Annotated in this window: 21 protein-coding genes; 9 read left to right on the top strand and 12 right to left on the bottom strand. The window is 66.2% G+C overall.

Going from position 1 to position 22,570, the window contains the following annotated elements:
- Positions 1 to 46 precede the first annotated feature (46 nt).
- The 3 genes from lptF (at position 47) to PKKP23_RS17270 (ending at position 2,783) form a co-directional block, all read left to right on the top strand.
- The gene (gene lptF / locus PKKP23_RS17280; RefSeq protein ID WP_017773151.1) at positions 47 to 1,153 is read left to right on the top strand and encodes an LPS export ABC transporter permease LptF; all 1,107 of its coding nucleotides are present in this window, start codon (positions 47 to 49) and stop codon (positions 1,151 to 1,153) included.
- Positions 1,154 to 1,156: 3 nt separating this feature from the next.
- Positions 1,157 to 2,305, top strand: a complete 1,149-nt coding sequence (lptG, locus tag PKKP23_RS17275; RefSeq protein ID WP_017773150.1) for an LPS export ABC transporter permease LptG — start codon at positions 1,157 to 1,159, stop codon at positions 2,303 to 2,305.
- A gap of 76 nt (positions 2,306 to 2,381) precedes the next feature.
- A complete protein-coding gene (locus tag PKKP23_RS17270; RefSeq protein ID WP_126877801.1) occupies positions 2,382 to 2,783 on the top strand; it encodes a sirohydrochlorin chelatase in 402 nt (133 codons plus the stop codon).
- A 3-nt stretch (positions 2,784 to 2,786) separates the two neighbouring features.
- On the opposite strand, the gene cobA is transcribed toward PKKP23_RS17270, so the two are convergent.
- From cobA to PKKP23_RS17240, 6 genes are all read right to left on the bottom strand, one after another.
- The gene (cobA, locus tag PKKP23_RS17265; protein ID WP_114809466.1) at positions 2,787 to 3,578 is read right to left on the bottom strand and encodes a uroporphyrinogen-III C-methyltransferase; all 792 of its coding nucleotides are present in this window, start codon (positions 3,576 to 3,578) and stop codon (positions 2,787 to 2,789) included.
- 80 nt (positions 3,579 to 3,658) lie between these two features.
- On the bottom strand, positions 3,659 to 4,978 hold the full coding sequence (locus PKKP23_RS17260; protein WP_126877800.1) for a sulfate adenylyltransferase subunit 1: 1,320 nt from the start codon (positions 4,976 to 4,978) through the stop codon (positions 3,659 to 3,661).
- Positions 4,979 to 4,997: 19 nt separating this feature from the next.
- Positions 4,998 to 5,960, bottom strand: a complete 963-nt coding sequence (cysD, locus tag PKKP23_RS17255; RefSeq protein ID WP_026121116.1) for a sulfate adenylyltransferase subunit CysD — start codon at positions 5,958 to 5,960, stop codon at positions 4,998 to 5,000.
- 78 nt (positions 5,961 to 6,038) lie between these two features.
- On the bottom strand, positions 6,039 to 6,818 hold the full coding sequence (locus tag PKKP23_RS17250; protein WP_126877799.1) for a phosphoadenylyl-sulfate reductase: 780 nt from the start codon (positions 6,816 to 6,818) through the stop codon (positions 6,039 to 6,041).
- Positions 6,815 to 7,366 carry a DUF934 domain-containing protein gene (locus PKKP23_RS17245; RefSeq protein ID WP_126877798.1) on the bottom strand — a complete coding sequence of 184 codons (552 nt, stop codon included), beginning with the start codon at positions 7,364 to 7,366 and terminating at the stop codon, positions 6,815 to 6,817. Before PKKP23_RS17245 ends, PKKP23_RS17250 begins: the two co-directional genes overlap by 4 nt.
- Positions 7,367 to 7,397: 31 nt before the next feature.
- Positions 7,398 to 9,077, bottom strand: coding sequence for a nitrite/sulfite reductase (locus tag PKKP23_RS17240; protein ID WP_126877797.1), 1,680 nt, complete (start codon positions 9,075 to 9,077; stop codon positions 7,398 to 7,400).
- Positions 9,078 to 9,307: 230 nt separating this feature from the next.
- Between PKKP23_RS17240 and PKKP23_RS17235 the strand changes: the two genes are divergently transcribed.
- The 3 genes from PKKP23_RS17235 to PKKP23_RS17225 all read left to right on the top strand — a co-directional run bounded on the left by PKKP23_RS17235 (position 9,308) and on the right by PKKP23_RS17225 (position 11,899).
- A complete protein-coding gene (locus tag PKKP23_RS17235) occupies positions 9,308 to 10,249 on the top strand; it encodes a CysB family HTH-type transcriptional regulator (protein ID WP_017773142.1) in 942 nt (313 codons plus the stop codon).
- A 147-nt stretch (positions 10,250 to 10,396) separates the two neighbouring features.
- On the top strand, positions 10,397 to 11,575 hold the full coding sequence (locus PKKP23_RS17230; RefSeq protein ID WP_017773141.1) for an ABC transporter substrate-binding protein: 1,179 nt from the start codon (positions 10,397 to 10,399) through the stop codon (positions 11,573 to 11,575).
- A gap of 60 nt (positions 11,576 to 11,635) precedes the next feature.
- Entirely contained in the window at positions 11,636 to 11,899 is a 264-nt protein-coding gene (locus tag PKKP23_RS17225) for a hypothetical protein (RefSeq protein ID WP_126877796.1), read from the top strand.
- Here PKKP23_RS17225 and PKKP23_RS17220 read toward each other — a convergent pair.
- The 6 genes from PKKP23_RS17220 to PKKP23_RS17195 form a co-directional block, all read right to left on the bottom strand.
- On the bottom strand, positions 11,880 to 13,037 hold the full coding sequence (locus tag PKKP23_RS17220; RefSeq protein ID WP_126877795.1) for a Gfo/Idh/MocA family protein: 1,158 nt from the start codon (positions 13,035 to 13,037) through the stop codon (positions 11,880 to 11,882). The two genes, PKKP23_RS17225 and PKKP23_RS17220, sit on opposite strands and share 20 nt — an antisense overlap.
- A gap of 106 nt (positions 13,038 to 13,143) precedes the next feature.
- On the bottom strand, positions 13,144 to 14,193 hold the full coding sequence (locus PKKP23_RS17215) for a sugar phosphate isomerase/epimerase family protein (RefSeq protein ID WP_126877794.1): 1,050 nt from the start codon (positions 14,191 to 14,193) through the stop codon (positions 13,144 to 13,146).
- A 207-nt stretch (positions 14,194 to 14,400) separates the two neighbouring features.
- The gene (locus PKKP23_RS17210; protein WP_026121115.1) at positions 14,401 to 15,378 is read right to left on the bottom strand and encodes a substrate-binding domain-containing protein; all 978 of its coding nucleotides are present in this window, start codon (positions 15,376 to 15,378) and stop codon (positions 14,401 to 14,403) included.
- Positions 15,379 to 15,578: 200 nt separating this feature from the next.
- The gene (locus PKKP23_RS17205; RefSeq protein ID WP_017773136.1) at positions 15,579 to 16,610 is read right to left on the bottom strand and encodes an ABC transporter permease; all 1,032 of its coding nucleotides are present in this window, start codon (positions 16,608 to 16,610) and stop codon (positions 15,579 to 15,581) included.
- Positions 16,591 to 18,099, bottom strand: a complete 1,509-nt coding sequence (locus tag PKKP23_RS17200) for a sugar ABC transporter ATP-binding protein (protein WP_126877793.1) — start codon at positions 18,097 to 18,099, stop codon at positions 16,591 to 16,593. Before PKKP23_RS17200 ends, PKKP23_RS17205 begins: the two co-directional genes overlap by 20 nt.
- Before the next feature lie 96 nt (positions 18,100 to 18,195).
- Positions 18,196 to 19,278 (bottom strand): LacI family DNA-binding transcriptional regulator, encoded by a 1,083-nt coding sequence (locus PKKP23_RS17195; protein WP_126877792.1) that lies wholly within the window; start codon positions 19,276 to 19,278, stop codon positions 18,196 to 18,198.
- Positions 19,279 to 19,542: 264 nt separating this feature from the next.
- Between PKKP23_RS17195 and PKKP23_RS17190 the strand changes: the two genes are divergently transcribed.
- From PKKP23_RS17190 to urtA, 3 genes are all read left to right on the top strand, one after another.
- Positions 19,543 to 20,196, top strand: a complete 654-nt coding sequence (locus PKKP23_RS17190) for a protein-L-isoaspartate O-methyltransferase family protein (RefSeq protein ID WP_017773133.1) — start codon at positions 19,543 to 19,545, stop codon at positions 20,194 to 20,196.
- A 61-nt stretch (positions 20,197 to 20,257) separates the two neighbouring features.
- Complete coding sequence (locus PKKP23_RS17185; RefSeq protein ID WP_017773132.1) at positions 20,258 to 20,581, top strand: rhodanese-like domain-containing protein; 324 nt, start codon at positions 20,258 to 20,260, stop codon at positions 20,579 to 20,581.
- Between the two features lie 684 nt (positions 20,582 to 21,265).
- Complete coding sequence (urtA, locus tag PKKP23_RS17180) at positions 21,266 to 22,564, top strand: urea ABC transporter substrate-binding protein (protein WP_026121114.1); 1,299 nt, start codon at positions 21,266 to 21,268, stop codon at positions 22,562 to 22,564.
- The last annotated feature ends 6 nt before the right edge of the window (positions 22,565 to 22,570 follow it).

The raw sequence follows: 22,570 nt of genomic DNA, 5'->3' as shown, positions 1-22,570 counted from the left end.
ACGACGCGCGGCCTCGTGCCAGAACCTCCCGCTCTTCTCATCAAGAATGATCTTCGAACGCTCCCTCCAGCGCGAACTTGCGTACACGGCTGGCGCCGTGTTCATGGTGCTGCTCACGATCATGCTCACGACGATGATGATCCGCATCGTCGGCTTCGCGGCATCGGGCGAAATCGACCCGCGCGACGTGCTGGTGCTGATCGGGCTCACCGTGATCGGTTATCTCGCCGTCATGCTCGTCGTGACGCTGTTCGTGTCGATCCTGTTCGTGCTCACGCGCTGGTACAAAGACTCCGAGATGGTGGTGTGGCTCGCCTCGGGCGTGAGTCTCACGCGCCTCATCAAACCGGTGGGCGTCTTCGCCACGCCCATCATCATCCTCATCGTGTTCTTCGCGTTCGTGGGCTGGCCGTGGTCGAACCAGCAGAGCAAGCTGATCCGCCAGCGCTTCCAGCAGCGCGACGAAGTTTCGCTGCTCGCGCCGGGCCAGTTCCGCGAATCGGCCACCACGCACCGCGTGTTCTTCATCGAGAAGATGACGCCGGACCAGAGCAAGGTGGAAAACGTGTTCGTGACGAGCACGGAGAACGGCAAGGTGAACGTGATCGTCTCGAAGTACGGCCACACGGAAACGCAGAAGAACGGCGACCGCTTCGTCGTGCTCGACAACGGCCGCCGCTACGACGGCGAACCGGGGCACCCGGACTTTCGCATCATGGAATTCGAGCGCTACGGCGTGAAGATCCAGAGCCAGCCCGTGGTCTCGACGCCCACCACCACGGGTACCTCGACGCTCGATCTGCTGCGCAAGCCCACGCGCGACAACCTCGCGGAAATCGCGTGGCGCGCGGGCCTGCCGCTCATCGCCATCAACCTGATGCTGCTCGCCATCCCGCTCGCCTACCAGAATCCGCGTCGCGGCCGCACCATCAATCTCGTGATGGCCGTGCTCATTTACCTGACCTACTCGAATCTGCTCAACGTCGTGCAATCGTGGATCGAACAGGGCAAGGTCTCGTTCGGCGTCGGCCTTGTCGCGCTGCACGTCGTGGTCGCCGCGCTCGTGGTGTTCATCTTCTGGCTGCGGGTGCGCAATCGCCCGTTGATCTCGCGTGCCATGTTCAGCCGCGCGAGCCGCGCGCAGGGAGCCTGACCCATGCGCATCTACGAGCGGTATTTCGCGCGCCAGGTCTACCTGACGTTTGTCTTCATCCTGTTCGCGTTTTCGGGTCTGTTCTTCTTTTTCGACCTCATCAACGAACTGAACTCGGTCGGGCACGGCAACTACAAGTTCGGCTACGCGGTGCTGCGCGTCGCGCTGCAAACGCCGTCGCGCTTCTACGAGATCATTCCGGTCGCGGCACTGATCAGCTCGATCTACGTGTTCGCGCAGATGGCCGCGAATTCGGAATACACGATCTTCCGCGTTTCGGGTCTCGCAACCGGTCAGGCGCTGCGCTCGCTGTTGAAGATCGGCATTCCGATCGTGCTCATCACGTATCTGATCGGCGAAGTGGTGGGCCCTTACACCGACCAGTTGTCCGAACGCGTGCGGCTCGAAGCGCTGGGCTCCGCGGTGTCGACCAACTTCGAGTCGGGCGTGTGGGTCAAAGACACGCTTTCGGCGCGCGCCGACGGCGAGCAGGTCACGCGCTTCGTGAACGTGGGCGAACTCAAGCCCGACGCCACCATCAGCAACGTACGCATCTACGAATTCGACTCGAAGTTCCGGCTCTCGAACGTGCGGATCGCGAAGAGCGGCGTGTACCAGCCGCCCGGCCACTGGAAACTGACCGATGTGACCGACACGCAACTCGTGGACGTCGCGTCGCCCAGCGGCCAGAGCAAGGACGCGCTCAACCCGGTATATCGCGCGCAGCAGATCACGCTGCCCGAATACTCGCTGCGCTCGGAGCTCACGCCGCAGATTCTCTCGGTGCTGCTCGTCGCGCCAGACCGCATGTCGATGTTCAATCTGTTCCGCTACATCCAGCATCTGACCGAGAACCATCAGGACACGCAGCGCTACGAAATTGCGCTGTGGAAAAAGCTGCTCTACCCGTTCGCGGTATTCGTGATGCTGGTGCTTTCCATGCCGTTCGCGTATCTGCACACGCGCGCGGGCGTGGTGGGCATGAAGGTGTTCGGCGGCATCATGCTCGGCATGAGCTTCCAGCTCTTCAATACGCTGTTCTCGCACATCGGTACGCTGAACACGTGGCCCGCACCGATCACGGCCGCCACACCGGGGCTGATCTATCTCGCCCTCGGTCTGTTCGGGCTGAAGTGGGTGGATCGGCACTGACGTCGCATCGTCATCCCGCCGCCGCTGTACCGCGGCGGTACGACGAACGCCTTAGCTTTCCTCGGGAGTCCCTGCCATGAGCGCACACGGCATCGTTCTATTCGGCCACGGGGCACGCGATGCCCGCTGGGCCGAGCCGTTCGAGCGGCTCGCGGCGCGGCTCGCCGCTGCGCACAGCGCGGCGGGGCCGGTGAGTCTCGCGTTTCTGGAATTGATGTCGCCGGACCTGCCCGCCGCCGTGGCGGCACAGGTGGCCGCGGGATGCAGCGAAGTAACGGTCGTGCCGGTGTTTTTCGGCCAGGGCGGCCATGTGAGGCGGGATCTGCCGGCCATCATCGAGCAGTGCCGGGCGGCGCACCCGGGCGTGGTGATTCGCAGCGTGGGCGCGGTGGGCGAAGACGACGCCGTGCTGGACGCGATCGTGCGCTATTGCCTCGCGGTCACGAACGCGCCCACGCCCACAGACGGCGCCGGCTGAGCATCACGCCGCAAAGCGCATGCGGCCCTTGCTGCCGCCTTCGCTGCCGTCGTCGTCCCCTTCTTTTTCCACCGATGGCAACAACGCCGCGCGCTCGGCGAACGCTTCGCCGATCATCAGCAGACTGGGTTGCAGCGGATCGAGCCATGCCTGCGCTTCGCCCGCGGCAAGCCGCTCGAGCGTGAGCGTGAGGGTGCGCTCGCGTGCCGTGCTGCACGCTTCCACGATGGCCACGGGCGTATCGGCTGCGCGGCCCGCATCGATCAGCTCACGCGCGATGTCCGGCCCGCTATCGCGGCCCATATAGAAGACGAGCGAATCCGCGTTGACCTGCTCGCGGATCGCCTCTGTATCCGGCGCGCGGCTGTGCGTGGCGAGCGCCACGCTGCGCGCCACGCCACGCAGCGTCAGCGGACGACGCAGCGCCGCCGCCGATGCCAGCGCCGCGGTAATGCCGGGCACGATCTCGTACTCGATGCCGGCCGCGTCCAGCGCGCGCATTTCCTCGTCGGCGCGGCCGAACAGCATGGGGTCGCCACCCTTCAGACGCACCACCACGGCGTGCTCGCGTGCCGCGTCGACAATCTGCTTGTTGATGAAGTGCTGGGCCGTGGAGCGCTGGCCGCAGCGCTTGCCCACCGCGATCTTGTGCGCCTGCGGTGCGTAGTCGAGCATGGCCGGCTCGACGAGTGCGTCGTGCAGCACCACGTCCGCCGTGCCCAGAAGCCGCGCCCCGCGCACCGTAATGAGATCTGCCGCACCCGGCCCTGCACCAATCAAGTACACCTTGCCCATGTTTTCCTTCAGCTCCGTCTGGCCGTGTTCGGTGGCGCGCCGCGCGTCGTCCAGACCGCCGCGCGCCCCGTCATTTTCACTCAGGCAGAAAACGCACGGATCATGCCAGCGGCCACGGTGTGGTGCGTCGCTTCGTCGATCAGCACGAATGCGCCCGTGCCCGGATGCGCGTCGTAGGTATCGCAGACGATCGGCTTTTGCAGCGTAAGCGCCACGCGGCCGATGTCGTTCATTGCGAGATCGGCGCGGTCGGTTGCGTGCGAGAGCGTATGCACGTCCAGCACCTGCTTCACGGCGCCGATGCGCGCGAACACGGTGCTCGTCGTCTGCTTGAGCAGGTACTTGCGCTGCGGCGAGAGCGGCTCTTCGTCGAACCAGCAGAGGTCCGCTTCGAGCTTCTTCGCCGGCGTGGGCGCATCGGCGCGCAGCACGAAGGTGTCGCCGCGCGAGACGTCCACGTCTTCGCCAAGGCGAATCGTCACGGTCTGGCCCGCGAACGCGCGCTCCACCGCCGCCGTGCCGCCGGGCACCGGCGCGATGATCTCGGCCACAGTGGCCTCGCGGCCGGCCGGCAGCACGACGATCGTATCGCCCACCTTCACCTCGCCGGCTTCCACGCGGCCCATGTAGCCACGGAAGTCGTCGGCGCTGCTGCCGTCCTGACGCGCCACCCACTGCACCGGGAAACGCAGGGCATCGCCCGTAGCCTGTTCCACCGGCAGCGCTTCCAGCACGTCGAGCAGCGGCTCGCCCGCGTACCACGGCATGCGTTCGCTCGCGGTTACGATGTTGTCGCCCTTGAGCGCCGAGACCGGCACGAAGCGCACGTCGACAAGACCCAGTTGGCGCGCGAGCGCCACGTAGGCGTCGCGGATTTCGTTGAAGCGCGCTTCGCTGAAGTCCACGAGGTCCATCTTGTTGATCGCGACGATCACGTGCTGCAGACCGAGCAGCTTCACGATGGCGCTGTGGCGCTTCGTTTGCGGCAGCAGTTGCGCGTCGCCGTTTTCGAACGTGACGCGCGTGGCGTCGATCAGGATGATGGCAGCGTGCGCCGTGGAGGCGCCCGTCACCATGTTGCGCGTGTACTGCTCGTGGCCCGGCGTGTCCGCGATGATGAACTTGCGCTTGGCCGTGGCGAAGTAGCGGTACGCGACGTCGATCGTGATGCCCTGCTCGCGCTCGGCTTCGAGGCCGTCGGTCAACAGCGAGAGGTCGATCTCGTCGCCCACGGTGCGCTTGTTCTTCGCGCGCGAAAGCGCGGAAAGCTGGTCCGACAGCACGGCCTTGCTGTCGTACAGCAGGCGGCCGATCAGCGTGCTCTTGCCGTCGTCGACGCTGCCTGCCGTGATGAAACGCAGCACGCCGAGGTCTTCAGGCTGGTGAATTGCGGTGCTCATTGCTTCGTCCTCGTGTGCTTCAGAAATAACCTTGCTTCTTGCGCTGTTCCATCGCGGCTTCGGAGGTCTGGTCGTCCATCCGCGTCGCGCCCCGTTCGGTGATCTCGGTTACCGCCGTCTCGGCAATGATCTTCTCGACGTTGTCCGCATCGCTTTCCACGGGGCACGTGCAGCTGATGTCGCCCACGGTGCGAAAACGCACGAGCGCGGTCTCGCTCGTTTCGCCCTCGCGCATCGGCGTGAGCGGCGTGACAGGCACGAGCAGGCCGTTGCGGCGCACGATCTCGCGCTGGTGCGCGTAGTAGATGGACGGCAGTTCGAGCCCTTCGCGCGCGATGTATTGCCACACGTCGAGTTCGGTCCAGTTCGAGATGGGGAACACGCGCAGGTGTTCGCCGGCATGCAGGCGCGCGTTGTAGAGGCTCCACAGTTCCGGGCGCTGCGCCTTCGGGTCCCACTGGCCGAATTCGTCGCGGAACGAGAAGATGCGCTCCTTCGCGCGGGCCTTCTCTTCGTCGCGGCGCGCGCCGCCGATCATCGCCGTGAAGCCGTGCGCTTCAATGGTCTCGAGCAGCGTGACGGCCTGCGCCGCGTTGCGCGAATCCGTTTCGCGGCGCAGACGCACCGTGCCGCGGCGAATCGAATCTTCGACGTGGCCCACCACGAGTTGCGCGCCGATTTCCTTCGCGCGGCGGTCGCGGAAGTCGATCACTTCGTCGTAGTTGTGGCCCGTGTCGATGTGCACGAGCGGGAACGGCAGCGAGGTCTGGCGGTTCGCGCCGAGGCCGAACGCCTTCAACGCGAGGTGCAGCACCACGACCGAGTCCTTGCCGCCCGAGAACAGCAGCGCCGGCTTGCTGCACTCGGCAACCAGCTCGCGCAGGATGTGGATCGACTCGGCTTCGAGCCAGTCGAGATGGTCCATGCGGTTCGCCGTATTCGGAATCGGTGCGGCAACAGCGGAATCGAGCGTCGTGCTCATGTTCGGGTCCTTCGTTCGTTCGCGCCGCGGGCGGTTGGCCCGCAGCACAGGGTCTTCAATCTTTTCGTCGGTCCGGCTTCAGGCAGAAGCGTTCTCGCTCGCCGCCGCAATCGGAATGGTGATGTGCAGGCCGCATTCCTTCGTGTCGCGCGACTCCCACCACCAGCGTCCCGCGCGGCTGTCTTCGCCGGGGCGCACGGCGCGCGTGCACGGCTCGCAGCCGATGCTCGGATAGCCGCGTGCGTGCAGCGGGTTCACCGGCACGTCGAAGGCACGCAGATAGTTCCAGACGTCGGCTTCGGTCCAGTCCGCAAGCGGGTTGTACTTCGCAATATTACGCGCCCCGTCGTGCTCTTCCTCGTGCAGTTCCGCGCGCGTCACCGACTGCTCGCGGCGCTGGCCCGTCACCCAGGCGGAAACGTCGGCCAGCGCGCGGTTAAGCGGCTCCACCTTGCGAATCTCGCAGCAGCGCTTGCGCAGTTCCACGCTCTCGTAGAAGGCGTTGAGTCCGTGCGCGGCCGCGTATTCGTCGACGGCGGCCTGTTGCGGATGGAACTGCTCGATCTCGTAGCCGTAGCGCTCGCGCACGCGATCGATCATGCCCAGCGTTTCCGCATGCAGGCGCCCCGTGTTGAGCGAGAAGATGCCGATCGACACGCCGCGCGAGAGGATGGCGTGTGTGAGCAGCATGTCTTCGGCCGCGAGGCTGCTCGCGAACTTGACGCGCTCGTGGCGCGCGGCGATGGAATCGAGCAGCGCGTCGAGTCGCGCGATCTTCGCGGCCAGTTCGGGTGTCACGGCTTGCGGCGCGGCGCCAGCGGCGTTGGTGACATTAGTGACGTTAGTTGTGGTGCTCATGCGCCCACCTTGGCCGCCACGGCCGCGGCACCGGCCTCGCGGCGACGGAACAGCGGCAGCGGGGTGTCGACCGCGGACTGGTACTGCACCGTGAACTCCTTGAATGCGTTCAGTGCGTCGTGGATGTCCTTGTCGGCGCGCACCGCGAACGAATCGAAGCCGCAGCGCGAGAGGTAGTTGAGCTGGTCGCGCAGCACGTCGCCGATGGCGCGCAATTCGCCCTTGTAGCCGTAGCGCTCGCGCAAGAGCCGCGCGATCGAATAGCCGCGGCCGTCGCGAAACACCGGAAAGTCGATGCCGATGAGCGACACGTGTTCGAAGTCGCCGGCGATGTCTGCCGGTTCGCTATCGGGCGCGAGCCACACGCCGAGTTCGGCTGCGGGACGCGCGGCGCTCAGCGCGGCGCGCTCGTTCTTCCACAGCGCGAGCGGCACGAGCACCTTGCCGGCGGGCAACGCGCCTACGGCAGGCAGCGAGCCGTCTTCGGCGGGGCGCACCACCGTCCAGTTGTCTTCGGTTACCGCGCGGTTCTTGATGATCCAGGCCATTTACTGTCTATCCTCGTTTCGGTGCTGCGCTTTACGCGTGGGCCGGCTGGCGCGACGCGTAGACGCGCTCCTTGAACGGCGCGATGCCGATGCGGTTGTAGGTGTCGATGAAACGCTCGCCGTCGATGCGGTTGTCGACGAACGTATCGACGATGCTCGACACCACGTCCGGCATTTCGCCGGCCGAGAACGACGGGCCGATCACGCGGCCAAGGCGCGAGCCTTGCGCGCCCATGCCCTGTTCGCCGCCGAGCGACACCTGGTACCACTCGGCGCCGTCCTTGTCGACGCCCAGCACGCCGATGTTGCCGACGTGATGGTGGCCGCACGAATTCATGCACCCCGAGATGTTGAGCGACAGGTCGCCGAGGTCGTGCACGTAGTCGAGGTCGTCGAAGCGCTCCTGGATGGCCTGCGCGATCGGAATCGACTTCGCGTTCGCGAGCGAGCAGAAGTCGCCGCCCGGGCACGCGATGATGTCGGTCAGCAGACCGATGTTCGGCGTGGCGAAGCCCTGCTCTTTCGCGAGGGTCCACAGCTCGAACAGGTCATGCTTCTTCACGTCCGCGAGAATCAGGTTCTGCTCGTGCGAGACGCGGACCTGGCCGAACGCGTAGCGGTCGGCCCAGTCGGCCACGGCTTCCATCTGCGTGTCCGTGGCGTCGCCCGGCGGCGTGCCGGTGCGCTTGAGCGACAGCGTGACAGCCGCGTAGCCCGGCACGCGGTGCGGGCGCACGTTGCGCTCCACCCAGCGCGCGAAAGCGCGGTTCTCGAGCAGATGCTTTTCGTAGGACGCGTCCGTATCCGCGAGCTTTTCGTAGGCGGGCGGCGTGAAGTACTGCGCCACGCGCTCCACTTCTTCGCGCGTGAGCGTGGACGGGCCGTCCTTCAGGTGCTGCCACTCCTCTTCCACCTGCTGCGCGAACTTCGCGGGCGAGAGCGCCTTCACGAGAATCTTGATGCGCGCCTTGTACATGTTGTCGCGGCGGCCGTAGCGGTTGTAGACGCGCAGCACGGCTTCGCAGTACGTGAGCAGATGCTGCCAGGGCAGGTCTTCCCTGATGATGGCGCCGACGATCGGCGTGCGGCCCAGACCGCCGCCCGCCAGGATGCTGGCCACCACTTCGCCCGCCTCGTTCCTCTTCAGATAGACGCCGAGGTCGTGGATCTGCACGGCGATGCGGTCTTCCTTCGAGCCGCACACGGCGATCTTGAACTTGCGCGGCAGCCAGGCAAATTCGGGGTGGAACGTGGACCACTGGCGCAGCACTTCGGCCCACGGACGCGGGTCGACGATCTCGTCGGGCGCCACGCCGGCGAACTGGTCGGCCGTGATGTTGCGGATGCAGTTGCCCGAGGTCTGGATGCCGTGCATCTGCACCGAGGCGAGCTTCGCGAGCAGGTCCGGCGTCTCTTCGAGCTTGATCCAGTTGTACTGGATGTTGGTGCGCGTCGAAAAGTGGCCGTAACCGCGGTCGTGCTCGCGCGCGATGCGTGCCAGCATGCGCAGCTGGTCGCTGCGCAGGTTGCCGTAGGGAATGGCGATGCGGTGCATGTACGCGTGGCGCTGCATGTACAGGCCGTTCTGCAGCCGCAGCGGGCGGAACTCTTCTTCGCTCAATTCGCCCGACAGCCGGCGGCGAACCTGGTCGCGGTACTGCGCGACGCGCTCGTCGACGATGGTCTGGTCGTACTGATCGTATTGGTACATTCGGGGACCCCAGGGTTGCTCAGTTGCCTCAGTTGCACTCAACGCGACGTTCCGGTTACGCCGCGCCCGGATGATGGTGCCTGCCACCGCTGCAAGCCGGCCCACGGCGCCGGCTCATTTGCAAATGACAAAAACAGATATCCATATTGGAAAAGTTTGATAGATCGTAATAAACTGCCCTTAGATTCCAAACGACTTAAAAATTCTTTTGATATGCGGAGAGGTTATAAATGAACCTGCACCAGTTCCGCTTCGTCCGCGAGGCGGTCCGCCAGAACTTCAACCTCACCGAAGCCGCCAAGGCGCTGTATACGAGCCAGCCGGGCGTCTCGAAGGCGATCATCGAGCTGGAGGACGAGCTGGGCGTGGAAATCTTCACGCGCCACGGCAAGCGGGTGCGCTCCCTCACGGAGCCGGGCCGCATCATACTCGCCTCGGTCGAGCGGATTCTGCAGGAAGTGGAGACCCTGAAACGCGTCGGCAAGGACTACGCCGCCCAGGATCAGGGCAACCTGATCATCGCCGCCACCCACACCCAGGCGCGCTACTCGCTGCCGGCCGCCATCGCCGAGTTCAAGCGGCGCTTTCCGAAGGTCCACCTTTCAATTTTGCAAGGCAGCCCCACCCAGGTGGCCGAACTGGTACTGCGCGACCAGGCCGACCTCGCCATCGCGACGGAAGCCATCGCCGGCTACAAGGATCTGGTGTCGCTGCCATGCTTCCAGTGGCATCACGTAGCCGTCATGCCGCCCGACCACCCGCTGCTCGCCCGCAAGTCGCTTTCACTCGACGATCTGGCCCAATTTCCGCTCATCACCTACGACAATGCCTTCGCGGGCCGCTCGCGCATCGACCAGGCGTTCCAGCTGCGCGGGCTGTCGCCGGACATCGTGCTCGAAGCCATCGACGCCGACGTCATCAAGACCTACGTCGAACTGGGGCTCGGCGTGGGCATCATGGCCGACATCGCCTTCAACCCCGAGCGCGACCGCCAGTTGCGCGCCATGCCCGTGGGGCACCTGTTCGGCGGCAACGTAACGCGCGTGGCGCTCAAACAGGGCGCGTACCTGCGCAGCTACGTCTACACGCTCGTGGAACTGCTCTCGCCCAGCCTGAACCGCCGGCTCGTGGAGCAGGCGCTCAAGGGCGAGCACGAAACGTATGAACTATGAGCTTCCGGCTGCGCAGCGCGTTCCCGTAAACTCGCCCGGACATCGCAAGACAGATTCAACGACAACGCAAAAAAAAAGCGGCGCCATCGCACTAAAAAGCCTGGACCCGCCGCATCGATAACTTCCAAAACCTGCCTGGAGATCTTCATGACGTCGTTCAAGCCCCTGCGCGCGCTGGCCCGTGCGGCCGCCGTTTCCTGTGTCGCGTCGTTCGCATTGGCCGCGCCGGCCGCACGCGCCGACATCAAGGTCGGCATCGACCTCTCGAGCACCGGCCCGGCCGCCGCCATCGGCATCACGAGCAAGAACGCCATGCTGATGTGGCCGAAGACCATCGCCGGCCAGAACGCGCAGTACATCGTGCTCGACGACGGCTCCGACCCCGGCGCCGCCGTGCGCAACATCCGCAAGCTCATCAACGAAGACCACGTCGACGTGATCGTGGGCCCCAACATCACGCCGGCCGCGCTTGCGGCGCTCGACCCCGTCGCCGAAAGCCAGACGCCGATGATCACGCTGATCGGCTCGGCCTCCGTCGTGGAGCCGCAAGAAGGCAAGCGCGTGTGGGCCTACAAGATGGCGCAGACCGACCGCGCCATGGCTGACGTGATGACGCGCTACATGGCCAACCACAACGTGAAGACGGTGGGCTTCATCGGCTTCGCGGACAGCTACGGCGACAGCTGGCTCAGCGAGTTCACGAAGTTCGCGGAGCTGCGCCACATCCAGGTGGTGGCAACGGAACGCTACAACCGCACGGACGCCAGCGTGACGGGCCAGGTGCTCAAGCTGATGGCGGCGAAGCCGGACGCCGTGCTGATCGCCGGCGCGGGCACGCCGACGGTGCTGCCGCAGCGCACGCTTGTCGAACGCGGCTTCAAGGGACCGATCTATCAGACGCACGGCATCGCCACGCCGGAGTTCATCAAGCTGGGCGGCAAGGACGTGGAAGGCACGCTGTTCCCCACACAGCCCGTGGTGGTGGCGCGCACGCTGCCTGCGGATCATCCGGCGAAGAAGGCGGCGCTTGCGTTCGTGAACGCCTACGAGGCGAAGTACGGTCCGGGCACCGTAACGCAGTTCGCGGGCGACGCGGCGGGCGTCTACCCGCGCCTCGAAGACGCCGTGGCGCGCGCACTGAAAACGGCCCAACCCGGCACCACCGAATTCCGCGTGGCGCTGCGCAACGAACTGGAGCACGCACACGAACTCGTGGTGCCCAACGGCGTGGTGAATACGAGCGCGAAGGACCACGTGGGGCTCGATCAGCGCGCAAGCGTGATGGGTATCGTCCGCGGCGGCAAGTTCGTGTACCTGAGCCAGTAAGCGCGGCCCCTCGAAAGCATCCGCCGCCCGCCCGCTCAATTTTCAGGAGAGTCGATTCCTATGGCACGCACCACCCGCGCAGTCAACGCCGTCGAGCGTCTCAAGGCGCGCAGCGGGAATCCGCAGTACGCCGCCGTGGGCATGCCGGGCGGGCTGTTCTATCTCGTGGATCGCACCGCGGGCGCTGGGCAGCCGCTCTGCGACCCGCTCGCGCTCGACGCCTTCGTCGCGTTCGTCGACGCCTACGGGCCGCAGCAAAAGGTCCGCAAGGCCAGCAAGCTGGACCTCGCGTTCGAAGAGCAGATCAGGAAGAGCCGGAAGTAGGCAGCTTCACCCACGCGCTATTCGCCGCGCTGCTGGCCAGCACGGCGTCGATGAAACGCAGTCCGGCCACGCCGTCCTCCACGGTGACGAGCAGCCGGCTTTCGGGCGGCACGGGGCGGCCTGCGTCGAGCGCCTCGATCTGCAGGGCCGCATCCAGATAGAGCTGCGCGGACGCTTCCAGATACCCCTCGGGATGCCCCGGCGGCACACGCGTGGCGTGCGCCGCGGCCGCACCGTGCACGCGGCCGCGCGTGAGGCGCTGCGCCTCGCCGTTGCGCGGCGTGAACCACAGTTCGTTCGGATGCTCCTGGTCGAACGCGAGGCTCGCCTTCGTGCCGTACACACGCAGCCGCAAGGCGTTTTCCGCGCCGCTTGCCACCTGACTCGCCCACAGCATGCCGCGCGCGCCGCTCGCATAACGCAGCATGGCCTGCACGTGATCGTCGATGCGGCGCCCCGGCACGAACGTATGTACCTCCGCCGAGACCGACTCCGGCGTCATCCCGCTCACGAACGCCGCAAGGTGGTACGCGTGTGTGCCGATGTCGCCGAGGCATCCCGCCGGCCCCGCGAGCGCCGGGTCGGTGCGCCACGCCGCCTGGCGATTCTCGCCGCCCTGCTCGACGGGTTCCGCGAGCCAGTCCTGCGCATACTCGGCCTGCACGATGCGGATCTCGCCCAGTTCGCCCGCCTCCACCATGTGCCGCGCGTGCCGCACGAGCGGATAGCCCGAATACGTGTGCGTGAGCGCAAAAAGCCGCCCGGTGTCGCGCGCCAGTGTTGCAAGCGCCTCGCCCTCGGCGCGCGACACCGCGAGCGGCTTGTCGCAGACCACATGAATGCCGGCTTCCAGAAACGCCGTGGCCACGGGCGCGTGCAGGTGGTTCGGCGTAACGATGGCGACGGCGTCGATGCCGTCTTCGCGCACGGCTTCCTGATGTGCCATCTCGCGCCAGTCGGTGTAGCAGCGCGCGAGTCCCACTTCGGCGGCGCTCGCCCGCGCGCGCGCCGGGTCCGACGACAGCGCGCCCGCCACGAGATCAAAGCGGCCGTCGAGGCGCGCCGCGATACGGTGCACCGCGCCGATGAACGCGCCCTGCCCGCCGCCCACCATGCCGAGCCTGAGTTTTCGTGTCATCGCCTGGTTCCCTGTAAGTGATTGCGGCGCCGCGCCTGCCTGCTGCCTGCTGCCTGCTGCCTGAGCGTGAGCCCGAGTCCGCCGAGCGTTCAAAGCACTCAGAGCGTTAGAGTCCGAGCACGTGCCGCAGGCGTGCTGCGTCCACGCCGCTGCCCGCGAAGTCGTCGAAGGCGTGTTCGGCCACGCGGATGATGTGCCGCCGGATGAACTCGGCCCCCTCGCGTGCGCCGTCCTGCGGGTGCTTGAGCGCGCATTCCCATTCGAGCACCGCCCAGCCCGCGTAGTCGTACTGCGCCATCTTCGAGAAGATCGCGCCGAAGTCGATCTGGCCGTCGCCGAGCGAGCGAAAGCGCCCCGCGCGCTCCAGCCAGCCGCTGTAGCCGCCGTACACGCCCTGGCGCCCGGTTGGGCGAAACTCCGCGTCCTTCACGTGAAAGGCCTTGATGCGCTCGTGATAGAGGTCGATGAACGCGAGGTAGTCGAGCTGTTGCAGCAGGAAGTGGCTCGGGTCGTAGAGGATGTTCGCGCGCGCATGGCCGTCCACGGCGGCGAGAAAGCGCTCGAAGGTCACGCCGTCGTGCAGGTCCTCGCCCGGATGCAGTTCGTAGCAGACGTCCACGCCGGCCGCGTCGAACGCGTCCAGAATGGGGCGCCAGCGGCGTGCGAGTTCGTCGAAGGCTGCTTCCACGAGTCCCGCGGGGCGCTGCGGCCACGGGTACACGTAGGGCCACGCGAGCGCGCCCGAAAACGTGACGTGGGTGGCAAGACCCAGGCGCTGCGAGGCGCGCGCCGCGAGCTTGAGCTGGTCGATGGCCCACGCGGTGCGCGCCTCGCGATTGCCGCGCACTTCGGGCGCGGCGAAGCCGTCGAACAGCGCGTCGTAGGCAGGATGCACGGCCACGAGCTGGCCTTGCAGATGCGTCGTGAGTTCCGTGATGACCACGCCGGCATCGTCGGCCGTCTGCCGCAGTTCGTCGCAATAGGCATCGCTCGACGCCGCGCGCGCAAGGTCCACAAGCCGCGGATCGGCCGGCACCTGGATGCCCTTGAAGCCGAGCCCCGCGGCCCACGCGGCCAGATTCGCGAGACTGTCGAAGGGCGCCTCGTCGCCGGTGAACTGCGCGAGAAAGATCGCCGGACCCTTGATGGTTTTCATCGTGCGAACTCCTTGGTGCTCCGTCGTATTTCGCCTGTACGTCGCCTGTACGTCGCCTGTACGTCGCCTGTACGTCGCCTGTACGTCGCCTGTACGTCGCCTGTACGTCGCCTGTACGTCGCCTGTATGTCGGCTGTATATCGCCTGAAACGGGATAAAGACCAAAGCGCGGGCCGCGCGAACCACTTCGCGCGGCGGCCCTGTGCCTCAGAACGGCGAGTCGGGGAAGTAAAAGTCGTGCGCGTTCTCCTTCGTGATGAGCACCGAAGGAATGATCGTGGTGGCTTGCAGCCGCTCGCCCTGCAGGCGTGCTTCGGCCGTGAGCTTGATCGCGTCGTAGATGAACTTGGGCGAATAGGAAACGTCGGCCTTGATGAGCGGTGCGCCGTCCATCACGTTCTTCACCATGCCCTTCGATCCCGCGCCGCCGAACACGATCTTGACGTCGGTGCGCTTCGCCTGATCGATGGCCTTCAGCACGCCCACGGCCATGTCGTCGTCCGCGGCCCAGATGGCGTCGATGTGCTTGAAGCGCGTGAGGTAGTCCTGCGTCACCTTGAACGCGTCGTCGCGGTTCCAGTTCGCGTACTTCGCATCCAGGATGCGAATGCCCGGATAGTTCTTCAGCACCGACGTGAAGGCGGTCCAGCGTTCGTTGTCGAGCGTGGTGGGAATGCCGCGCAGCGCGACGATGTCGCCCTTGCCGTTAAGCGCCTTCGCCAGATACTCGGCGGGAATGCGGCCGAACGCGGTGTTGTCGCCGGCCACGTAGGCGTCTTGCGCGCTGGTGTCCGTGAGTCCGCGATCCACCACCGTGACGTAGACGCCCTTCTTCTTCACCTGAGCCACAGGCTGCGTGAGCGACGCCGACTCATACGGGAAGATCACGAGCGCGTTGATATGGTTGACCGTGACGAGGTCCTGCAACTGATTGGCCTGCTCGGGCGCGTTGGCTGCCGTCTTCACGATGATCTTGAGATCGGGATGCGCCTTCTCGAGGTCCGCCTTTGCCTTGTTCGCCCACCACACGATGCCGCCGGTAAAGCCGTGGTCCGCTGTGGGAATGGCGACGCCCAGCGTCACCTTCTCGTCGGCGTGCGCGCTGCTCGTGCCCAGCGCCGCCGCCACCGTCACTGCCAGCACGCCGGCGGTGAGGCCTCGCATTGCTCGAATAACCTGCTTCATGGTCGTGTCTCCTGATTGTGCGGGCCTGCGTATGCCCGTTGTTGTCGATCGACTGTTGCCTGTGCTGCCTCCTGGATCAGACTGCCGAATCGTGCTGCTGAAGGTGCTGCTGAAGGTACTACTGAAGATGCTGCCGAATCGTGCTGCTGAAAGGTGTCGCTGAAGGTGCTACCGAATGAGTGCTGCCTGGGCACACATGTTCACCGCCGCCCGCGCTGCAGGAACGCAACGACGATGATCACCACGCCCTGCACCGCCGCGTTCAGATACACGCTGATGATGCTGGTGAGATTGAGAATGTTCGCGATCACCGAGAGCAGCACCGCGCCGATCACGGTGCCCAACACGCGGCCTTCGCCGCCTTTGAGCGCGGTGCCGCCCACCACCACGGAGGCAATTGCTTCGAGTTCCCACAGCAGCCCCGTGGTGGGCGTGGCGGAGCCGAGGCGCGGCACGTAGAGCACCGTCGCCACGCCCACGCATACGCCGAGCAGCGCATACGTCACGATCTTCACGGTATCCACGCGAATGGCCGCATAGCGCGCCACCTGTTCGTTGGAGCCGATGGCCTGCACGTGTCTGCCGAACGCGGTGCGGTTGAGAATCAACGCGCCGCCCGCGGCCATGGCGAGAAACACCCAGACCGGCACCGGCACGCCGAAGAGGCTCGCGTAATAGACAGGGCCGTACAGATCGGAGAGCGTGTTGTCGAGCGTGAGCGCACCGCCGTCCGCAAGCCACGTGAGCACCGCGCGAAAGATGCCGAGCGTGCCGAGCGTCACGATGAACGGTTCGATGCGCCCCTTCGTAATGAGCAGGCCGTGCGCGCAGCCGAACGCGGCGCCCAGCACGAGCGCGAGCACGATGCCCGCCAGCACGATGACGAGCGGCGGCAGCCCGTGCGCCACGGCACCCGCGGCGCCTGTGGCAAGCGCGTTCATTACCCAGATCATGACGCCCGCGATGAGCGCGGCCATCGACCCCACCGAAAGATCGATGCCGCCCGAGATGATCACGAACGTCATGCCCACCGCGATGATGCCGATGAACGACGTGCGCGTGAGCACGTTCATGAGGTTGTCGACGGTGGCGAAGTCGCGGTTGAGCAGCGTGCCGAGCACGCAGAGCGCGACGAGCCCCACGATGGGCCCAAGCCCCGTGGCCCGCCGCGCGAGCCGCCACGAAAGCCGCGCCCGGCGCGAATCCGGCGCTTCAGTGTGTACCGGTTGCATGGGCGATCAGCTCCTCTTCGGTCAGGTGTCCAATGCCGAGCGTGGCGACGAGCTGCCCCGCGCGCATCACGGCCACGCGATGGCAGAGCCCGATCAGCTCGATCAGTTCGGACGAGATCACGATCACGGCGCGGCCTTCGGCGGCGAGCCGGTGAATCAGGAAATAGATGTCGCGCTTTGCGCCCACGTCGACGCCGCGCGTGGGCTCGTCGAGCACGATTACGCGCGGGTCCGGTTGCAGGAACTTGGCAAGCGCGAGCTTCTGCTGATTGCCGCCCGAGAGCATGCGGGCGCGGCTCGCCAGATCGCCGGTGCGGATGCCGAAATCGCGCACGGCCTTTTCGAGCGCATCGCGCCCAGCCTTCAGGTCGAGCAGCGGATGCGCGTAGCGCTCCAGCGTCATCAGCGTGAGGTTGTCCTGCAGGTTCAGGTCCACGTGCAGACCCTTGCCCTTGCGGTCCTCGCTCAGGTACGTGAGGCCGTGGCGCATGGCGTCGCGCGGGTTCTTCAGCGTCACGCGCCGGCCCGCCATGTCGATCGTGCCGGCCGTGCGCGCCCGCAAACCGACGATCGCTTCGAAGGCCTCGGTGCGTCCTGCGCCCACCAGCCCCGCAAAGCCGAGCACTTCGCCCGCGCGCACTTCGAAGGCAAGCCCGCCCAGGGCGCCCACCCAGCCGGGCACGACGAGGCCTTCCACCTTCAGCGCCACGGGCGCGTTGTCGGCAACGGGCGCGCGCGCCGGAAACATGTCGGACACGTCGCGGCCCACCATGAGGTTCGCCATCTGCTGCCGCGATAGTTCAGCCGTGGCCGCGCGTGCGACGAAGCGGCCGTCGCGCATCACGGTGACGTCGTCGGTCACGCGCTGCACTTCGTCCAGCTTGTGCGAGATGTAGACGAGTGTGACGCCCTCCGCCTTGAGCTTCGCCATCAACGCGAAGAGGCGCTCGGTTTCGGCGGGCGTGAGCGTGGCCGTGGGCTCGTCCATGATGAGCAGGCGCGCCCGCCGCGACAGCGCCTTGGCAATTTCCACCAGCTGCTTTTCGGCGACGATCAGGTCGCGCACTTTCGTGTCGGGGTCGCGCTCGAGGCCCACCTGCGCGAGGTAGTGACGCGCCTCGGCGCGCATGGCTGCGTCGTCGAGCAGCCAGCCGCCCATGCCGCGCTGCCGCTTCTCGTGGCCCAGATACATGTTCTGCGCAATCGAGAGATGCTCGGCGAGATTGAACTCCTGATGGATCAAGACGATGCCCGCGGCTTCGGCGTCGCGCGAGCCGGCGAAGCGACACGGTGCGCCATCCACCTGGATGTCGCCCGAAGTCGCCGTCTCGTAGCCCGCGAGAATCTTCATGAGCGTCGACTTGCCCGCGCCGTTTTCGCCCAGCAGGCCGTGTATGCGCGCGGGCGCAAGCTCGAAGCTCACGCCGTGCAGCACACGCACAGGGCCGAAGTCTTTGCGGACATCGTCGAATCGCACAGCGACGCTCATGTCGTCGGGTCTCCGTCAGTCGCGGCCTCAGCCGCTCTCTGCCGCTTATGTGCCCCCCAGGCACCTCTATGTGCCGCTACATGCCGCTACGTGCCCTCAAGCGCTTTGCCGCACCACGAGCCGATGGGGCAGCAGCACGCCGGGGACGCTCGCCTGCGGCTCGGCAAGTCGTTTGAGCAGCAGCCGCGCCGCCGTCTCGCCCAGCTCGCGCATAGGCTGCGCGATGGTGGTGAGCGGCGGGTCCACCTGCGCGGCCAGCGTGATGTCGTCGAAGCCGACCACGGCGATGTCGGCGGGCACGCGCCGGCCCACGCTGCGCAGTCCGTTGAGCACGCCGATGGCGAGCGTGTCCGAGACCGCGAAGATCGCCGTAGGCGGATCGTCCAGTTGCGCGAGCGCCGCGGCGGCGCGGGCGCCCGCTTCGTAATCGAGGCAGTTCAGGTTCACGCGCCAGGCGTCGCGCGGCGTGAGTCCGGCGTCGGCGAGCGCATCCAGATAGCCGCGCTCGCGCTGCTGCGCATACAGGTAGTGCTCGTCGGAATTGATGAGCGCGATCTTCGTGTGGCCGCGCGCCAGCAGATGCCGCACGGCGTCGCCCGCGGCGCGGTAGTTGTCGATGCCGACGTAGGGCACGCCCACGCGGGCATCGAACTCGCAGCACGCCACCCAGGGCAGCGAAATCGATTCGTCCGCGAGCGCCTGCTGGACCGTGGCCGGATCGAGGCAGATGGCGCCGTCGGCGCGTCGGCGGCGCAACAGGTCGAAGTAGCTGCGCTCGCGGCCGGGGTCCGCGCCGGTGTCACACAGCAGCATGAAGTAGCCATGCTGACGCGCCACGCTGTCGATGCCGCGCACGATCTCCGCGTAAAACGGATTGCCGAAGTCGGGGACCATGGTGAGCAGCAGCCGGCTCTCGGCGGTTCGCAGATTGCGCGCGAGTTCGTTGACGCGATAGCCACAGCGTTCCACCGCGGCCATCACGCGCTCACGGGTGGCGGCCCGCACGTTCGCGTGACCGTTGAGCACGCGCGAGACCGTGGCCACCGACACCCCTGCGCGCTCGGCCACCCCGGCAATCGAAAGCGCGGGCTCGGGCGTGCCTTTCGGTTCGTTCGGTTCGTTCGGCTCGGTCAGTTCGGTCGCGGCTGGGGCGGCGTCTGGTTGGAGTCGTCCTGACATGGGCAAGTGCGTGGCACGGGGGGGCGACTGATGCTGCGTGAAAACGTCGCGGAAAATGTAATCGATTACATTTTTGGTCGCCCGTACGCCCGAGCGCAAGCCCTTTCGCATAGGGACAAACACCGACCCACGGCGCCCGCTTCAGCCCGGGAAGAAAGCGCGGTTTGGTACAATCCCGCCGTTCCGCAAGTTTAAAAATGGGCCACGCGCGCGTGGTCCAACACTTTTCCCCTGGCTGTACCCGAACCTCATCGCCGAACCATCATGAACATCGAACAAGCGCGTTTCAACATGATCGAGCAGCAGATTCGCCCCTGGGATGTGCTGGACCAGGACGTGCTGAACCTGCTCTCCGTCGTCAAGCGTGAAAACTTCGTCCCCGCGGCTTACGTGAACATCGCCTTCGCGGACCTCGAAATTCCCCTGCCCGGCGGCGAGCACATGCTGGCCCCGCGCGTGGAAGCGCGCGTGCTGCAGGAACTGGCGGTGAAGAAGCACGAAAGCGTGCTGGAAATCGGCGCGGGCTCGGGCTACATGGCGGCGCTGCTCGCGCATCGCGCCCAGCACGTGCTGACGGTGGACATCAAGCCGGAACTGGCCGAACTCGCGCGTACGAACCTGGCCGCGAACGGCGTGCTGAACGCGGAAGTCGCCACGGGCGACGGCGCGCGCGGCTGGCCGGCAGCGGCGCCCTACGACGTGATCTGCGTGTCGGGCGGCCTGCCCGTGCTGCCGCAGGAAATGCTGGAGCAACTGAAGATCGGCGGCCGGCTCGCGGCATTCGTCGGCGTGGCGCCGGTGATGAAGGCACAGATCATTACGCGCGTCGACGAGAAGCAGTACCGCATTGCCGACGTGTTCGAAACGTACATCGAGCCGCTGCACAACGCCGTCCAGCCGCCGCGATTCAAGTTCTGAGCCGGTTTGCCCACCTGCAAACCGACGACGACGGACTGCCGACAACCGACGACATGCCATCATGCAAAACCTGACCGCCCCCGCGCTCGCCGAATGGCTGGCCGACTCCGCCCGCCCCGCGCCCGTGCTGCTCGACGTGCGCGAGCCGTGGGAAATCCAGACAGCGCAGATCGCCGGCGCCGTGTCGATCCCGATGCGCGAGATTCCCGCGCGCAGCGAGGAACTGGACGACGAAGCGCAGATTGTCTGCGTGTGCCACCACGGCGCACGCAGCGCCCAGGTCGCGATGTTCCTCGAGTCGCGCGGCTTCACGAAAGTCTTCAACCTGCAAGGCGGCATCGACGCCTGGTCGCGCCAGGTGGACCCTTCGGTGCCCACTTACTGAGACTGAGCGCCCTTCAGGCACTGCTCTCTGCCGCCGCCCGCCACGGGCGGCGACAACCCTCTCCGGCTTCTTTCCTTCCTGCTTCGTTTTCCTGATGGACCCGGCCATCGTGCCGCAGGTCTCGCCGATCCACGCCCGCTTCACGCTGCGCGACAGCGAGAACGTGGCAAGCACGCCGCGCTCATAGCCGCGCACGAATCCCTCGAACGCACGCGCGGTCTCTCGCGGTCATAGGCCCTCGCCCGAAGCGGGTGCACAACGGCGCAGCGTGCGTGCACTGCAAGCGCTTGCAGTGCACGCACGCTGCGCTTCGGCATTCCATCGTCGGGCACGCATAGCGCCCTTCGCGATCCGCTTCGACGCGCCGACCACCACGCCTTCCCGCCCTTTCGTCACATCGCGCACCGCGACGATGCATCGCGCTCCTCGATGCCCGCGCATGCACCAGCATCGCTCGCCCACGCGCTGCGCGCATTGCGATCCAACCGCGCCGCTACGTGCGTTCATGCGGATCTCGTGCTGACAGCACCGCCTTGGCATATGCCTTGCAGTAACACCTCCCGCCAGACAAGCAGATAACGCAGATAACCAACGCGCGAAAACCGCCGGCACCGTCATGGCCTGCGTTTCGCGTCCGAGGGCCGACCTCCGAATTCACACCCATCCATTGGCAAGGGGAACCACATGAAGCGACGCAGTCTGTTGAAGCTGGGCACCATGTCGAGCGCACTCGCGCTGGCGGCACGCGTACCGTTCGCGAAGGCGGACACGGGCAGCGGCCCGATCAAGGTCGGCATTCTGCATTCGCTGTCCGGCACGATGGCGATCTCGGAGACCTCGCTCAAAGACACCGCGCTCATGACGATCGCCGAGATCAACGCGTCCGGCGGCGTGATGGGCCGCAAGCTCGAACCCGTCGTGGTGGACCCGGCATCGAACTGGCCGCTCTTCGCCGAAAAGGCCCGTCAACTGATCACGCAGGACAAGGTGGCCGTGGTGTTCGGCTGCTGGACTTCGGTGTCGCGCAAATCCGTGCTGCCCGTGTTCGAGGAACTCAACGGCCTGCTCTTCTACCCCGTGCAGTACGAGGGCGAAGAGATGTCGCGCAACGTGTTCTATACGGGTGCGGCGCCGAACCAGCAGGCCATCCCCGCCACCGAGTACCTGATGAGCGCCGAAGGCGGCGGCGCGAAGCGCTTCTTCCTGCTCGGCACCGACTACGTCTACCCGCGCACCACCAACAAGATCCTGCGCGCGTTCCTGCACTCGAAGGGCGTGCAGGACGCCGACATCCAGGAGGTCTACACGCCGTTCGGCCACAGCGACTATCAGACCATCGTCGCGAACATCAAGACCTTCGCGCAGGGCGGCAAGACCTGCGTGATCTCGACGGTGAACGGCGACTCGAACGTGCCGTTCTACAAGGAGCTCGGCAACCAGGGGCTGAAGGCGACGGACGTGCCCGTGGTCGCGTTCTCGGTGGGCGAAGAGGAACTGCGCGGCATCGACACCAAACCGCTCGTGGGCAACCTCGCGGCGTGGAACTACTTCATGTCGGTGAAGAACCCGGTCAACACGAAGTTCAAGGCGCAGTGGGCCGAGTGGGTGAAGTCGCAGAACCTGCCGGGCGGCACGAAGCGCGTGACGAACGACCCGATGGAAGCCACTTTCGTGGGCATCCACATGTGGAAGCAGGCCGTGGAGAAAGCGAAGAGCACCGACGTCGACAAGGTACGCGTGGCGATGATCGGCCAGAAGTTCAACGCACCATCGGGCTTCGTGCTGGAGATGGACGGCAACCACCATCTGCACAAGCCCGTGATGATCGGCGAGGTTCGCGCGGACGGCCAGTTCAACGTGGTCTGGAAAACGAAGACCGCGATTCGCGCGCAGCCGTGGAGCCCGTACATCGCGGGCAATCAGGGTAAGCCGGACGTGGTGAGCTCGATTCCCGAGTTCCTGCGCCGCCGGCGCGTGGCCTGACGCTGC

This window comes from Paraburkholderia kururiensis JCM 10599 = LMG 19447, from assembly GCF_003986935.1.
GTDB classification, from domain to species: domain Bacteria; phylum Pseudomonadota; class Gammaproteobacteria; order Burkholderiales; family Burkholderiaceae; genus Paraburkholderia; species Paraburkholderia kururiensis.
This window is presented reverse-complemented; position numbering and strand designations above follow the sequence as displayed.